This window comes from Lignipirellula cremea (genome assembly GCF_056501455.1).
Genome location: NZ_CM151415.1, coordinates 5,143,145 through 5,157,019, shown reverse-complemented (window position 1 = coordinate 5,157,019; position 13,875 = coordinate 5,143,145). Strand labels below are relative to the sequence as shown.

Annotated in this window: 13 protein-coding genes; 9 read left to right on the top strand and 4 right to left on the bottom strand. The window is 63.9% G+C overall.

What is annotated here, in order from left to right; genetic code table 11:
* Positions 1-3: 3 nt before the first annotated feature.
* The 3 genes from SH602x_RS20120 to SH602x_RS20110 all read right to left on the bottom strand — a co-directional run bounded on the left by SH602x_RS20120 (position 4) and on the right by SH602x_RS20110 (position 1,808).
* Entirely contained in the window at positions 4-1,011 is a 1,008-nt protein-coding gene (locus tag SH602x_RS20120) for a hypothetical protein (protein ID WP_479474004.1), read from the bottom strand.
* A 123-nt stretch (positions 1,012-1,134) separates the two neighbouring features.
* Complete coding sequence (locus tag SH602x_RS20115; RefSeq protein ID WP_479471835.1) at positions 1,135-1,401, bottom strand: Sec-independent protein translocase subunit TatA/TatB; 267 nt, start codon at positions 1,399-1,401, stop codon at positions 1,135-1,137.
* Positions 1,402-1,514: 113 nt separating this feature from the next.
* Positions 1,515-1,808, bottom strand: coding sequence for a Sec-independent protein translocase subunit TatA/TatB (locus SH602x_RS20110; protein WP_479471836.1), 294 nt, complete (start codon positions 1,806-1,808; stop codon positions 1,515-1,517).
* Between the two features lie 545 nt (positions 1,809-2,353).
* On the opposite strand from SH602x_RS20110, the gene rsmA reads away from it, so the two are divergent.
* From rsmA to SH602x_RS20085, 5 genes are all read left to right on the top strand, one after another.
* Positions 2,354-3,283 carry a 16S rRNA (adenine(1518)-N(6)/adenine(1519)-N(6))-dimethyltransferase RsmA gene (rsmA, locus tag SH602x_RS20105; protein ID WP_479474003.1) on the top strand — a complete coding sequence of 310 codons (930 nt, stop codon included), beginning with the start codon at positions 2,354-2,356 and terminating at the stop codon, positions 3,281-3,283.
* Positions 3,284-3,412: 129 nt separating this feature from the next.
* Positions 3,413-3,640 (top strand): hypothetical protein, encoded by a 228-nt coding sequence (locus tag SH602x_RS20100; RefSeq protein WP_479471838.1) that lies wholly within the window; start codon positions 3,413-3,415, stop codon positions 3,638-3,640.
* Between the two features lie 675 nt (positions 3,641-4,315).
* A complete protein-coding gene (locus SH602x_RS20095) occupies positions 4,316-4,864 on the top strand; it encodes a peroxiredoxin (protein WP_479474002.1) in 549 nt (182 codons plus the stop codon).
* A gap of 184 nt (positions 4,865-5,048) precedes the next feature.
* Entirely contained in the window at positions 5,049-6,608 is a 1,560-nt protein-coding gene (gene gltX, locus SH602x_RS20090) for a glutamate--tRNA ligase (protein WP_479474001.1), read from the top strand.
* Between the two features lie 57 nt (positions 6,609-6,665).
* A complete protein-coding gene (locus tag SH602x_RS20085; RefSeq protein WP_479474000.1) occupies positions 6,666-8,366 on the top strand; it encodes a glutamine--tRNA ligase/YqeY domain fusion protein in 1,701 nt (566 codons plus the stop codon).
* Between the two features lie 99 nt (positions 8,367-8,465).
* Here the strand turns inward: SH602x_RS20085 and SH602x_RS20080 are convergent, their stop codons facing one another.
* Positions 8,466-9,065 (bottom strand): helix-turn-helix domain-containing protein, encoded by a 600-nt coding sequence (locus SH602x_RS20080; protein WP_479471844.1) that lies wholly within the window; start codon positions 9,063-9,065, stop codon positions 8,466-8,468.
* A gap of 139 nt (positions 9,066-9,204) precedes the next feature.
* Here SH602x_RS20080 and tdh point away from each other — a divergent pair, with 139 nt between their 5' ends.
* The 4 genes from tdh to SH602x_RS20060 all read left to right on the top strand — a co-directional run bounded on the left by tdh (position 9,205) and on the right by SH602x_RS20060 (position 13,844).
* Positions 9,205-10,296: an L-threonine 3-dehydrogenase gene (tdh, locus tag SH602x_RS20075; protein WP_479473999.1), complete on the top strand. Its 1,092-nt coding sequence runs from the start codon at positions 9,205-9,207 to the stop codon at positions 10,294-10,296.
* Between the two features lie 34 nt (positions 10,297-10,330).
* On the top strand, positions 10,331-11,506 hold the full coding sequence (locus SH602x_RS20070) for an aminotransferase class I/II-fold pyridoxal phosphate-dependent enzyme (RefSeq protein WP_479473998.1): 1,176 nt from the start codon (positions 10,331-10,333) through the stop codon (positions 11,504-11,506).
* Positions 11,507-11,618: 112 nt separating this feature from the next.
* Positions 11,619-12,653, top strand: a complete 1,035-nt coding sequence (locus SH602x_RS20065; RefSeq protein ID WP_479471847.1) for a YheT family hydrolase — start codon at positions 11,619-11,621, stop codon at positions 12,651-12,653.
* Between the two features lie 42 nt (positions 12,654-12,695).
* Positions 12,696-13,844, top strand: a complete 1,149-nt coding sequence (locus tag SH602x_RS20060; protein WP_479473997.1) for a leucine-rich repeat domain-containing protein — start codon at positions 12,696-12,698, stop codon at positions 13,842-13,844.
* Positions 13,845-13,875 lie beyond the last annotated feature (31 nt).

Genomic DNA, 13,875 nt, shown 5'->3' with positions numbered 1-13,875 from the left:
CGCTCACCAGTACCCGTACCAGGATCCGTACAGGTACTCGATCGATTCGCGGTAGGCTTCGAGAGCCTCGCGATGCGAGGCGAGGCGCCGTTCGATGGAGAGGTTCTTCTGCTTGAGCTTCGCGAGCGACGCCTCGAGGTCCTGAAGCGTCGAGGCGAGGCGGACGTCGCCGTTCCGTCCGGCCAGCCGATCGCCGTCGAGGATGACCAGATCGTTCTGCCCGCGAAGGGACGGCGCGGCGACGGCGTTGTTCTGAACGAAGAAGTGATTGCGGCCCGACGTGTCGTCGACGACCAGGGCCCGGCTGCGCTCGCCGCCCGGTTCGAAGCCGAGTCCGTAGAAGCCGTTGTAGATCGATCCGTTCGTCGCGTGCACGCCGATGACTCCGTCGCGCGTGCCGCTGCCGTGGCAGAACCCGCCGTAGACCTTGTTGGCGTAAGCGCCGTCGAGGCTCCAGAACGTCTGGCCGATATCGAAGGCGACGACATGCCAGAAGTCGTTCGCGTTGGCGTCCTTCCCCAATCGTACGGCGTGGGCGACGTTCCGGATCTCCAGATTGCGCGCGTGACCGAAGTAGCACGTCGGCCCCTGCACGAGCAGCCCGACGTTCGCCTGCTCCGATCCTTCGAGGACGCAGTTTTCGACCGTCCAGAAGAGCGCGCTGCGAACCTGCACGACGGACGTCCCGTCGCCGCGAAGCGTCCCGCCGCGAAGCGACGCTCGGCGCCCTTCGAGCACGACGGCGGCGCATCCCTTCGCGACGAGCGTCGCTTTGGGCGAGAGGACGAGCGACTCGTTCGACTTGATCACGATCGGGCGATCGAGTTCGTACGTTCCCGCCGGCAGCCGCGATTCGCCCTCGTCCCGCAGCTCGGCGATCAGGCGCTCGCGCCACTCGTTGAGCGGTACGGCGTCCGCATGCGCAGCAGAAGTCGCGGACCACGACGCGGCGACCAGCAGCGCGCAGACGAGTCGTCGCAGCCAGGGAGTTCGATCGGAAAAGCGAAGCATACTTCGGCGCCTGGGTTAGAAGACGCATCAGTATGCTTCGAGAGCTGCAACAAAAAACGGCGACGCCCGTGAGCGTCGCCGTTATTCGTGAATCGGGTTCGTTCGAGCGCTTCGTCGTTCGAGCTATTTATCGACCGGCGGCGGTTCGAATCGCGGGGCGCTCGCTTCTTCGTAGTCGTCGTACTCGTCGTAGGTCTTCGGCTTGTACTGCTTCTTGACCGGCGCCTCGATATCGTTGAGATCGAAGGCCGACTGAAACTCATTGAGCTGCTTGCGCAAGCCCTTGTAGTGCTTGCCCATCGTCTTGGCGACTTCGGGCAGGCGCTTGCCGAAGAGCAGGATCGCGATCACGCCGATGATCGCGAGTTCCTGAAAACTCATTCCGAACATGCGGAGGACTCCGGGCGGGAAGAAGGCGGGTCAAGCGGAAGGCGACGGGGCGGCGGCGCTTCGTTTTCGCGAAGTTCCGCCGGGAGCCGGCGCCAGGAAGCGCGACAGGAGAGTTACTTCCCGACCTTCTCCGCTTCCTCTTCTTCCAGCGCCGAGGAAGCCGTGGACTTCTTCGGCTTCTTCTTGACGACGACCTCTTCTTCGACCTCCTCGTCATCCTCTTCGTTCATGCCCGACTTGAACATCTTGATGCTCGAGCCGAGGGACTTCATCACGCTGGGGAGGCGATGACCGAAGAGGAGGAGCGCGACGATCGCGATGATCACCAGCTCCATGTGATTCGGGAGAAGAAATCCCGTCACCGAGAAACCCTGCGACGCGAAGAACGCGCTCGAAAGCGATTCCATACCCACGACTCCGCAACTGAAGGACGATTGATGGGAAACAATCGGCTGGTCAGAGCGGCGAATGCGGTACTGGACCCACCAGGGTTCCGTCCGAACCGACTCGTATCGACGTCCTGACGATCGCGTTCCGGTCTCGCGAAACCTGTCGAATCCTGATGGACCCGCAGGTTCGGCGTTTCCTCGAACGGAAAGCGATCGACGTCCTAGCGACCCGTGCCTCGGATTCCGCGATCTGCGAAACGCCCTGCGAAACCGAAGCGCCAGCCGAAGGCGACTGGATCTGCGAAGGCGACGCGCGGGCGGACGTATCCGCGGAACCTCACTCATCTTATCCGTCCGGCGACGGATGTCAAACGGAGGAAGACCCGGCGATTTCCGCCCCGAAAATCGCCCTGCATCGCGGGGGGAGCCCTCGCGAGAGAAGCGGTCCGTTCCTACCCTTTACGGGATACCTTCACCTGACGAGGAACGGCTGCCGTGGGGACGCGGACGCCCTGCCTCGTTTCGCTCTCCCTCAACACGTCGCGCCGGTCGCGGAGGAAGCCATGGGTTCGCCCCGTCAGACCGTTTCGTACCTGACCGCCCGGTTCCGGGAATCGGGCATGGAGCCCGATCACAAGCTCGGCCAGAACTTTCTGATCGACCTGAACCTGGTCCAGTACCTGGCCGACGCCGCCGACCTGGGGCCGCAGGACGTCGTGCTGGAGGTCGGGACGGGCACTGGATCGCTGACCGCCCTTCTGGCGGAGCGAGCCGGACACGTGGTCACGGTCGAAATGGACGCCCGGCTGTTCGAACTGGCCCAGGAGATTCTGGGCGAGCGCGAGAACGTCACCATGCTGCGGCAGGACGTTCTGAAGAACAAGAACCGCATCGCCGACAACGTCCTGGAGGAAGTTCGCACGCAGATGGCGGCGATTCCCGGCGCCCGGTTCAAACTTGCGGCGAACCTGCCCTACGTGATCGCGACTCCGCTGATGTCGAACCTGCTCCGCCGGGAACCGGTACCCGACAGCATGACGGTTACCATTCAGAAGGAACTGGCCGAGCGGATCGCGGCCACGCCCTCGACGAAGGATTACTCCGGACTGACCGTCTGGATGCAGGCGCTCTGCGACGTCGAGATCCTGAAGATCATGGGCCCCGGCGTCTTCTGGCCGCGACCCAAGGTCGACTCCGCGATCATTCAGATCCGGCATCGGCCGGAGAAGCGCGCCGCGATCCCGGATACGGAGTTCTTCCACCACCTCGCCAGGGCGCTGTTTTTTCACCGCCGGAAGTTCCTGCGAAGCGTGCTGATCAGCGCGTTCAAGGGGATGCTCGAAAAGGAGCACATCGACGAGGCGATCGCCGAACTCGGCTACGAGGCGAATGCCCGGGCGGAAGAGTTGCCCATCGAAGAGTTGCTGCGGATGTGCGAGACGTTCCGGCGGAAGGTCCTGGCCGTGCGCGGCAACACCGACTGGCCCCTGTGAAGATCTTTTAACAAGAAGATCTGACGACGACCCTTCGGCGGCCCTGCCCGGCCTGCTTGCGACGGGCTTCCGGCCAGAACAGACTTAACCCGGTCCCTTCTGCGCCTGCTTCCTCCGCTCGAAACATCGATGGAATTCATCCACCTGACCGGAAAACAGCTCGTCACCGTAGTCAAGGACGACGAGTTGAGCCTGGACGACCTCAAGGCCGCGGGGCTCGCCGACGAGACGATCGTGCGAATCAATCGCCAGGGCGACATCGAGATCCGCCGGCCCGCGCAATGGGACGTCGTCGGCGGCCTGATCGGCGATTTCGAACGCCGGCTTCGCGGAGCGACGGGGCTGGACTGGGCGTAGCGGCCTTTTCGCGGCGGTCTTCGTGAGTATGACCCTTCTGCTAGGCGAGAATGGGTCAGCCCGCGCAAGCGAGTCAAGTTCTCGCTAACGGTCAATCATGACGATTGATTCGCGGACGCCGTCTTCGGGCGGTCCGTACCGTTTGACCACTTTCGCACCTCGCGTAAACGAGCACGACTCCAAAAGAGGCCTAACGGTCTCGTAGAGGCGATCTGCGTCCGGCCCGTACATGTACAAGAGGCCGTCGCTTCCATTCGCGGCCATTGCCGTCGAACTCGCCGACGTCCGCGTCGGAAATCGCCTCCGCCAATTCGTCCTCAAGAACGAATAAAGGCTCCAGGTCCGTCGAGCCGTACTCGAAATGGACAATCACTGCGTGTTCCTGCGTTTCGTTCATTGAAAAAAGACTGCTTTACGAACAACGAGTTCCCGAGCCAGGGCGTCCCGAGCATCGTACCGGACGCAATCTCCGTTCGCACCGTTCAGCGACCCGACCGCGTCGATCGCTTTGCGCGGGTCGACTCAGCGGTGCGAAAGACTCGTCGAACGATCTGCCACGGCCCGTCGTAACGGGGCTCTGCGGATGCCGCTCGCAGCGCTCGCTTGCGAACCGCTCCGCCGGGGAGGGATAATGGTCGCTTCGCTCACCACCCAACTCTTCCGGAGTCATCGCACATGAAGCGGTTCATTCTCTCTCTCGCCGCGTTCGGCGCCATCGCGCTCGCCCTGCCCCTGTTCTCGTCGGCCGCTTTCGCCGCGGATCGTCCTGCCGTCGGCGACGACGCGCCGGACGTCACGTTTCAGGGGAGCGACGGCAAGACGTACAAGCTGTCGGACTTCGAAGGGAAGTCGGCGGTCGTCATTGCCTGGTTCCCGAAGGCCTTTACCGGCGGCTGCACCAAAGAGTGCAAGGCGCTGAAGGATCAGGGCGATGCCCTGCGGAAGTACGAAGTCGCCTACTTCACCGCCAGCGTCGACCCGGTCGAAGAGAATAAGAAGTTCGCCGAGTCGCTGGAACTCGACTATCCGATCCTCTCCGATCCGTCGCGCGAAGCAGCCAAGGCGTTCGGCGTGCTGAACGAACGGAACATGTCCTCCCGCGTCACGTTCGTGATCGGCGAGAACGGCAAGATCCTCGCCGTCGAAGAAAAGGTCAACGTCGAGAACCACGGCTCCGACTTGGCCGCCAAACTGAAGGAAGTCGGCGTCGAAGAGAAGAAGTGACCGGTCGAGAGAACGATCCGACGACTCAGAACGCCGCTCCAAACCCGGGCGGCGTTTTTCGTTTCCCAACCGGCGTCCCGACGCCAGCGGGCTTTACCGAACCGTCACGTCTACCTAAGTTGACGTTTCGACGGAGGTTTGCGGAATACTGCACCCAAGGCAATGCATGGCGGCGCCGATCGGCATGGCTCGTACCCGTTTCGCCCCCAGTCCGACCGGTTATCTCCATATCGGCGGCGTCCGGACGGCGCTCTTCAACTGGCTCTTCGCCCGGAAGCATGACGGCCAGTTTCTGCTCCGCATCGACGATACGGATCGTCAGCGCAATGTCGAGGCGGCGCTCGCCCCCATCCTGCACGGCTTTCGCTGGCTCGGCCTGCAATGGGACGAAGGGCCCGAGGTCGGCGGACCTTACGCTCCCTACTTTCAGTCGCAGCGGGACGACAAGTACGCGCAGGCCGTCGAGACGCTGATCGCCCGGGGCTTCGCGTATCGCGACTACTCGCGTCCTGACGAGGTCGAAGCGGAAAAAGCGGAGGCCATCGCAGCCAAGCAGTCGTGGGTCTATAGCCGGCGCTGGATGGCGGCGGACGACGCTCAGGCGGCGAAGTTCGAGGCCGAGGGGCGCAGCCGGGTGGTGCGTCTGAAGACGCCGCAGTCAGGCGTCTGCGCCTTCGACGATCTGGTGCGCGGACCGGTCGAGTTTCCCTGGTCAGGGGAGCAGGATATCGTGCTGCAGCGGACCGACGGCACGGTCGTCTATCACTTGGCGACAGTCGTCGACGACGCCGACTTCGGCATCACCCATGTCATCCGCGCGGAAGAGCATCTGGCCAACACGCCGCGGCAGATCCTGATCTTCCAGGGGCTGGGACTCGAGCCGCCCCGGTTCGCCCACCTGCCCGTCGTGGCGGAACCGGGAAGCAAGACCAAGCTCAGCAAGCGGAAGATCGACAAGTACTTCAAGAACCCCGACTTCAAGGGACTGTACGATCGCGGGGCACGCGTCGCTGAACGGCTCGGTCTGGCGATCAGTCCCGAATCGTTCAACCCGGTGCTGACAGAGTTCTACGAGAGGATCGGCTTCCTGCCGCACGCCTTGCTGAACTATCTGCTGCTGCTCGGATGGTCGCTGGACGACAAGACGGAGGAGTTCACGCTCGACGAGATGATCGCGAATTTCTCGCTGGAACGGGTGAACAAGTCGCCCGCCAGCTTCGACCCCGCGAAGCTCCTGGCGTTCCAGGATCGGGAGATGCAGAAGCTTTCGGTCGCCGACCGGGCGAAGTTCTGCCTGCCGTTTCTCGTCGGGGCGGGACTTGTTACCGAGGGGACTGACGCGGGCCCCGGTTCGACGATTTTTAAGATCGTGGAAGCGGCGGGCGACCGGATCAAGATCGGCGGCGACATTCTCGACTACGACGATTTTCTGGTCGCCGACGAGAACCTGGTCTTCGAGGCCGACGTCCTGGAGAAGCGGCTGGGCGACGGGGCGTCTCGCGAACTGCTGGAAGCGTTCGCCGACGAACTGGAACGCGTCGAGCCGTTCGAAGCGGCCGCGATCGAAGCCCGGCTGCGAGAGTTCCTCGAAGCGAAGGGTAAGAAGATCGGCGACCTGATCCACCCGCTCCGCGCGGCGACGACCGGCAAGTCCAAGGGCTTCGGCATGTTCGAAACGCTGGAGATCCTGGGTCGCGAACGATCGCTCAGCCGGATTCGCCGGGCCCTGCTGCAAAAGGTGTAAGCTTCCGCTTCGCAGGCCCTCACGCACATCCTTAACGACTCACGAAGAACTTCCGCCATGGACGACGCGGCCAGCGAAGCTCCTGCCGATCCGAAGCGCTCGCTCCACTTCATCGAACAGATCGTGGAAGACGATCTGGCGTCGGGGAAGTTCGGCGGACGCGTGCATACGCGGTTTCCTCCGGAGCCGAACGGCTACCTGCACATCGGCCACGCGAAGTCGATCTGCCTGAACTTCGGCCTGGCCCAGAAGTACGGCGGGAAGTGCAACCTGCGGTTCGACGACACGAACCCGCTGGCCGAGGATACCGAGTACGTCGATTCGATTCGCGAGTCGGTCCGCTGGCTGGGGTTCGAGTGGGACGGGGAGTACTACGCCTCCGACTACTTCGACCAGCTTTATGACTGGGCGGTGGAGCTGATCCAGAAGGGTCGAGCGTACGTCTGCGATCTGACCCCGGAGCAGATTCGCGAGTATCGCGGCGGCTGGGATCGACCGGGCAAGAACTCGCCGACGCGCGATCGTTCGCCCGCGGAGAACCTGGCGCTGTTCGAGCGGATGCGGGCGGGCGAGTTCGCCGAAGGGTCGCGCACCCTGCGGGCGAAGATCGACATGAATTCCGCCAATATGAACCTCCGCGATCCGATCCTGTATCGGATTCTGAAGGCCCATCACCATCGCACGGGCGACAAGTGGAAGATCTATCCGACGTATGACTACGCCCACGGCCAGTCGGACTCGATCGAGGGGATCACGCACTCCATCTGCACGCTGGAATTCGAGGACCATCGTCCGCTCTACGACTGGTGCCTCGAAGCGATCGGCATCTACCGTCCGCAGCAGATCGAATTCGCCCGGCTGAATCTCACCCACACGGTGATGAGCAAGCGCCGGCTGCTGGAACTGGTGAAGGAGAAACTGGTCAGCGGTTGGGACGACCCGCGGATGCCGACGCTGGAAGGGATCCGTCGCCGCGGCTATACGCCTGAGTCGCTCCGCGCGTTCTGCGAGCGGATCGGCGTGTCGAAGTACAACAGCCAGCATGACATGGCCTGGTTGGAGGACGCGCTCCGCGAGCATCTGAACAAGATCGCCCAGCGCCGCCTCGCCGTGCTGCGTCCGATCAAGGTGACGCTGACGAACTATCCGGAGGGCAAGACCGAACAGTTCGACGCCAACAACAACCCGGAAGATCCGACCTCCGGCACGCGGAAGCTGACCTTCGGTCGCGAACTGTTCATCGACGCGGACGACTTCCTGGAAGAGCCGCCGAAAGGCTACTTCCGCCTGAAGCCGGGGGGCGAGGTTCGCCTGCGCTTCGCGTACGTCATCACCTGCGAGGAAGTCGTGAAGAACGCCGCGGGCGAGGTGATCGAACTTCGCTGCACCTACGACCCCGAGTCGCATTCAGGAGGCGCGAACGCCGGTCGCAAGGTGAAGGGAACGATTCATTGGGTCCATGCCCCGACCGCCGTGGACGCGGAGGTCCGGCTGTACGACCACCTGCTCTCGATCGAGAGCCTGAGCGACGTCCCCGAAGGCGAGGACTGGCGGAAGTTCATCAACCCCGAGTCGCTGAAGGTCCTGAAGGGAGCGAAGCTGGAATCCTCCCTCGCGACCGCTCAGCCCGACGATTGCTTCCAGTTCGAGCGGACCGGGTATTTCTGCCTGGACAGGGAATCGCGCGAGGGCGCGCTCGTCTTCAACCGCTCCGTCTCGCTGCGGGATACATGGGCGAAGATGCAGAAGAAGGGGTAGCCAAGAATGGCGAGCGGAGGGTGTAAGCCCTCCGTGGTTCTTCGTTTCGACGAGCGTAGAGGACACGGAGGGCTGACGCCCTCCGCTCGCCAAGGGAAATCACCCCTGCGTCCGGTCGTAGATCACGACCAGGAACGCGGCGGATTCGCCTTCGGCTCGATTGACGATGCGGTGCGGGACGTCGGCGGGATAGTGGGCTGAGTCGCCTGCGGCGAGGTCGCTCGTCTCGCCGCCCGATTCAAGGCGGACGGAGCCTGATTCCACAGTCAGGAACTCCCGCGTTCCCTGGAAGTGAGGCGAACTGTCGAGCGTACCGCCCGGCTTCAGCCGCAGATCGTAGAACTCCACGTCCTTTTCCAGGTGGAGCGGCGAGAGCGTCCGGATCCGGCAGTCCTTGTCGTCCCGGAAAAGGGACGAGTTGTCCGCGCCGCGAACGACGTCGATCTTCGGACGCGACGCGGGGGCGTCGACGAGATCGCCCAGCGAGATGCCGAACGCCTGCGCGATGCGGAACGCGACGCCCAGCGTCGGATTCGCCGTTCCCCGCTCGATCTGACTGAGCATCGAGCGACTGACGCCGCTGAGCGACGCTAACTGCTCCAGGGTCAGGCCCTTCCGCTTGCGCATGCCGCGCACGCGTTCGCACACCTGCTGGTGAAACGGCTCAAGCCCGTGCCGATCGGTCTCGTTTTCGCTCACTATCGGTTCCTAGGCAGGAATTCCGGGATGGTGGAATTCGCAGTTGCAAAAACGGATAATTTCTCTAGGATGCTGAAAGCGGGGTCGAGATATAGGAAATCGACCGCCGTTCTGGTGCGGAGTTCAAGAAAGCCGAGCCATGTTCGCCCTGAAGAAAGAATTCGACGCTGCCGGCCTGACCTTTCGCGATGACGTCGCGATTCCCGCGATCGGACCGCGGGACGTTCTGGTGGCCGTGACGCATGCGGGGATCTGCGGCACGGACCGTCATATCTTCGAATGGGATGCATGGAGCCGCTCCCGGGTTCCGCTCGGAACGACCACCGGCCATGAGTTCGTCGGTCGAGTCGTCGCCGTGGGAGACGCGGTTCGAAGGGCGAATCTCGGCGACCGGGTGAGCGCCGAAGGGCATATCGGCTGCGGACGGTGCGAGTTCTGTCGTACGGGAGAAGGCCACATCTGCGACGAGGTGTCGATCATCGGCATCGATCGTGACGGCTGTTTCGCCCAGTACGTCGCCGTACCGGAAGAGAACGTCTGGCCCGTCCATCCATCGATTCCTGATCGGTATGCTGCGATTCTGGACCCGCTGGGCAACGCCGTCCATACGGTGTTCGCTGCCGGGGTGAGCGGAAAATCGGTTCTGGTGACCGGCGCCGGGATCATCGGCCTGATGGCGGTCGACGTCGCGAAGGCGGCCGGCGCGACGCGAGTCTTCGCCGTGGACATCAATCCCAGGCGTCTCGACGACGCCCTGTCGCTCGGCGCGGACGAGGTCTTCGACGCCCGGGACGAATCGTGGCCGACGCAGGTCAGGAAGCTGACCGGCGGCCTCGGCCCGCATACGTTGCTGGAGATGAGCGGCGCTCCCTCCGCGATTCGACAGGGCTTCGCCGCGCTTCGTAACGGCGGCACGGCGGCGATGCTCGGCATTCCGTCCGCTCCGGTCGCGATCGACTGGGCCAAGGACGTGATCTTCAAGGGGATCAACATCGTCGGCGTGAACGGCCGGCGGATGTTCGATACGTGGTACAAGACGGAAAGCCTGCTCCTGTCCGGGAAGCTGGACCTGACCCCGATCGTCACGCACCAGTTCGAACTGTCGCAGTTCGAAGAGGGCTTTCGCCTGATGCAGTCGGGCGAGGCGGTGAAGGTCGTCCTCGAAATTCCGCAGGAAGCTCGCATTTCGGCGGTCGCGGTCAATTCGCCTGCCGCCGTTCGCTCGCTCTGATTCGCCCCGTCGACTCGTTTCGTCCAAACCGTTCATGCCGAGCCAACTCTTCGACGCCCGCACGGGCGAGCTTCTGAATCAACTTCGCGATTCGGGGCAGTTCAAGAAGTTTTACGAACTCGAAGGGCCGCTGGGGGCGACGGCGCAGATCCGCGGCGTCGGCGAGGTCGTCGTCCTCTGCTCGAACAACTACCTCGGGCTCGCCGACCATCCCGAGGTGGTCCAGGCCGGGATCGAGGGCCTGCGGGAGTACGGCGCAGGGACGGCTTCGGTCCGCTTCATCTGCGGCACGCTCGTCTGCCATCGGGAATTGGAGACCGCGATCGCTCAGCTCGTCGGAACGCCGGCGGCTCTCTCCTACGTCAGTTGCTGGACCGCGAACGAGGCCGTCTTCCCGACGTTCAGCGCGCCGGGCGACGCGATTTTTTCCGACGAACTGAATCACGCGAGCATCATCGACGCCTGCCGACTGACGCACAAAGAGGTCCAGCGGGGCGTCTATCGGCACAACGATCTGGAAGACCTGGAAGCGAAGCTGAAGGCTTCGGCCGCGACGGGAGCCCGTTGGGTGGTCACCGACGGCGTCTTCAGCATGGAAGGCGATCTCTGCCCGCTCGGTGATCTCGTCGATCTCTGCCGGCGGTACGACGCCACGCTGGTCGTCGACGATTCGCACGGCATTGGCGTCGTGGGCCGTACCGGGCGCGGGACGCCGGAGCATTTCGATCGACTGGGCCAGATCGACGTCATCACCGGAACGCTGGGCAAGGCGCTCGGCGGCGCCGCAGGCGGCTACGTGGCGGCGTCGGAGCGGGGGATCGAGTTGCTCGAACAGCGGGCGCGAACGAGCCTGTTTTCGAACGCTCTTCCCGCGACGGTGGCTTACAGCGCCAGGAAGGCGATTGAGATCCTGCTGACCGAGCCCGAACGGGTGGCGAGACTTCGCGACAACGTCGCGAAGATCCGCAGCGGACTGGCGGGTCTGGGGTACGAAGTCCACGAATCGCCCACGGCGATCATCCCGGTCATGATCGGGGACGAGGCGGAGGCTCATAGGAAGAGCGCCAGGCTGATGGAACTGGGGGTGATGGCGATCGGCTTCGCTTTCCCCGTCGTTCCGCGAGGCAAGGCACGCATTCGCGTGCAGGTTTCCGCCGCCCTGCAGGATGCTCACATCGAACAGGTTCTGGACGCCTTTTCCCGGCTGTGATATCGGCTTGGAAAAGGTCCATCGATTTCGCAGTTCCCCTCCGACGGGTGAAACATCTAAATTAGCGTGCAATCGACCGGACCATCCGTTCGTTGAACGATCGTCGCACGCTATGGACTGCCCGAACGTGGCCTTTCCCGACTTTCTGCCGCACCGCCTGCTCGCGTCGCCGCATCTGCAGACGATTCTCGCGTCGTACTGGCACGGCTCGGTGCCGAAGATCGAGAAGCGCACGCACTACGTCGACGCGGACGACGGCGATCGGCTGGCGTTGCACGAGTTTCTGCCCGAAGCCTGGAAGCCGGGCGACCGGGTCGTCCTGCTGGTCCACGGCCTGGGCGGGTCGCACGCCTCGGGTTACGTTCGCCGCGTCGGCGCCCGGCTGTATCAGCGGGGGATGCGCGTCTTCGCGAAGGACCTCCGCGGTTTCGGCGACGGTGCCTACGTCGCTCGCGGCCATATTCATGCCGGTCGCTGGCAGGACGTCGCCGCATGTCTGGCGACGGTGCGTCAGCAGGCGCCTGGATCGCCGATCACGCTGGTCGGCTTCTCCCTCGGCGCCAACATCACGCTCAAGATGGTCGGCGAGTGCGGGCGGAACGTTCCGCTGGGACTCGACTCGGCGATCGCGGTCGCCCCGCCGATCGACCTGCTGTACTGCGCACGGAACCTGCGGCACGGGATCAACCGCCTGTACGACTGGTCGTTCACGCAGGGCCTGCAGCAGAAACTGTTCGAGCGCCGGAAGAAGATCCCCGACCTGATCGACGCGAAGATCTCTCCCCTGCCCCGGCGGCTGCTGGAGTTCGACGATCTGTTCACCGCGCCGCTGCTCGGGTTTCAAGGCGCGCGGCACTATTACCAGGAAGCGAGCTCCATCGGCACGCTGTCGTGCATCGACGTGCCGACGCTGATCCTGGCTGCCGACGACGATCCGGTCATTCCGCCGGCGATGTTCGACGCGGCGAACTTTTCGTCGAAGGTCGACTTCCGTCTGACCCGCGGCGGCGGCCACCTGGGGTGGATCGGTCGCAAGAGCGGCGACCCGGACAACCGCTGGATGGACTGGCGGATCGTCGAGTGGATCGAAGGCCTGCGGAAGTCGCTTTCCGCTGGCTCGTCGATGCAGCATCCCGCGCTCGGTTGAGTCTGCCGACGCCGTTTTCGCACCTCTGAGAATTCCCGCCTGATGAACTCCCGCCGCTTCGCAATCTCCTCGCTGACGCTGTCCGTCATTCTCGTCCTGTCGTTCGGCTGCGAACGCGAGCCCGTCGCGGTCCAGGACCCTGAAACGAATCCGACGTCCGTCGCCGAACCGGCCGCCGAAGAGCCGGTCGTCGAAGTCGCGTCCGAAGATGCGGAGGCGATCGCCTCGCTCGAAGAAAAGGGCGCCGCGCTGAAACGAGACGGCGCCGGTCGCGTGATCGAAGTCGATTTTCGCGGAGCGGAGATCGTCGACGCGGACCTGGAACCGCTCGCGAAGTTTCCCGCACTGCGCTCCGTCCTGCTGACGGGCACGGGGATCACGGACGAGGGCCTCAAGACGCTGGGCCAGATCGAGACGCTGCAGAATCTCGATCTGCGCGAGACGTTGGTCGGCAACCCTGGGCTGGCACATCTCGCGGGCCTTTCGCGACTCCGGGCCCTGCGGCTGTCGGGCAAAGACAACAAGACGACGGTCGACGACGAGGGGCTCGCCGCGCTGGCAGGTCTGACCTCGCTGGAGGTTCTCGCCTTCGATCATCTCTGGGTGAGCGAAGTCGGGCTGAACGAGCTTAAGGAACTCGCGAACCTCCGCGAGCTTTATCTCGCCCAGACGCTGCTCGGCGACGAGGGCGCCGCGGCGCTGGCGCAGTTTCCGAAGCTGGAAAAGCTGCGACTCGCGGGGACGCAGATCGGCGCCGACGGCCTGGCGAAGCTCGCGGACCTGGAAAACCTGAAGGAGATCGATCTGACCGACGCGCCGCACGTGAACGACGCCGCGCTGGCGCACCTCGGAAAGATGACGCAACTCGAACGGCTGAATCTCTTTCGGGGACAGATCACCGACGCCGGCGTCGCGGAACTCGCTCCGCTCACGGAGATGCAGTGGCTTAACATCGACCAGACGCCGATCGGCGACGAAGCCCTGCCCCATCTCTCGGGAATGAAGAAGCTCTCGTTTCTCCACCTGGGCTCGACGGCCATCACCGACGCGGGGCTCGTCCATCTGGAGCCGCTGACGGGCCTGAAGGAACTGATCGTCACGCGGACCGCGGTCACCGCCGACGGCGTCGCCAAGCTGCAGCCCAAGCTCCCCGACACGAAGATTCAGTTGCAGTTCGAGGGCGAGGAGTAGTCGAAAGCGATCGTCAGATACGGCGGAAGTT

What these genes read in the sequence shown, in the direction of transcription:
- SH602x_RS20110 (WP_479471836.1), bottom strand. Translation starts at nt 1,808, where the DNA reads ATGGAATCGCTTTCGAGCGCGTTCTTCGCGTCGCAGGGTTTCTCGGTG.
- SH602x_RS20120 (WP_479474004.1), bottom strand. Translation starts at nt 1,011, where the DNA reads ATGCTTCGCTTTTCCGATCGAACTCCCTGGCTGCGACGACTCGTCTGC.
- tdh (WP_479473999.1), top strand. Translation starts at nt 9,205, where the DNA reads ATGTTCGCCCTGAAGAAAGAATTCGACGCTGCCGGCCTGACCTTTCGC.
- gltX (WP_479474001.1), top strand. Translation starts at nt 5,049, where the DNA reads ATGGCTCGTACCCGTTTCGCCCCCAGTCCGACCGGTTATCTCCATATC.
- SH602x_RS20095 (WP_479474002.1), top strand. Translation starts at nt 4,316, where the DNA reads ATGAAGCGGTTCATTCTCTCTCTCGCCGCGTTCGGCGCCATCGCGCTC.
- SH602x_RS20065 (WP_479471847.1), top strand. Translation starts at nt 11,619, where the DNA reads ATGGACTGCCCGAACGTGGCCTTTCCCGACTTTCTGCCGCACCGCCTG.
- SH602x_RS20115 (WP_479471835.1), bottom strand. Translation starts at nt 1,401, where the DNA reads ATGTTCGGAATGAGTTTTCAGGAACTCGCGATCATCGGCGTGATCGCG.
- SH602x_RS20060 (WP_479473997.1), top strand. Translation starts at nt 12,696, where the DNA reads ATGAACTCCCGCCGCTTCGCAATCTCCTCGCTGACGCTGTCCGTCATT.
- rsmA (WP_479474003.1), top strand. Translation starts at nt 2,354, where the DNA reads ATGGGTTCGCCCCGTCAGACCGTTTCGTACCTGACCGCCCGGTTCCGG.
- SH602x_RS20100 (WP_479471838.1), top strand. Translation starts at nt 3,413, where the DNA reads ATGGAATTCATCCACCTGACCGGAAAACAGCTCGTCACCGTAGTCAAG.
- SH602x_RS20070 (WP_479473998.1), top strand. Translation starts at nt 10,331, where the DNA reads ATGCCGAGCCAACTCTTCGACGCCCGCACGGGCGAGCTTCTGAATCAA.
- SH602x_RS20085 (WP_479474000.1), top strand. Translation starts at nt 6,666, where the DNA reads ATGGACGACGCGGCCAGCGAAGCTCCTGCCGATCCGAAGCGCTCGCTC.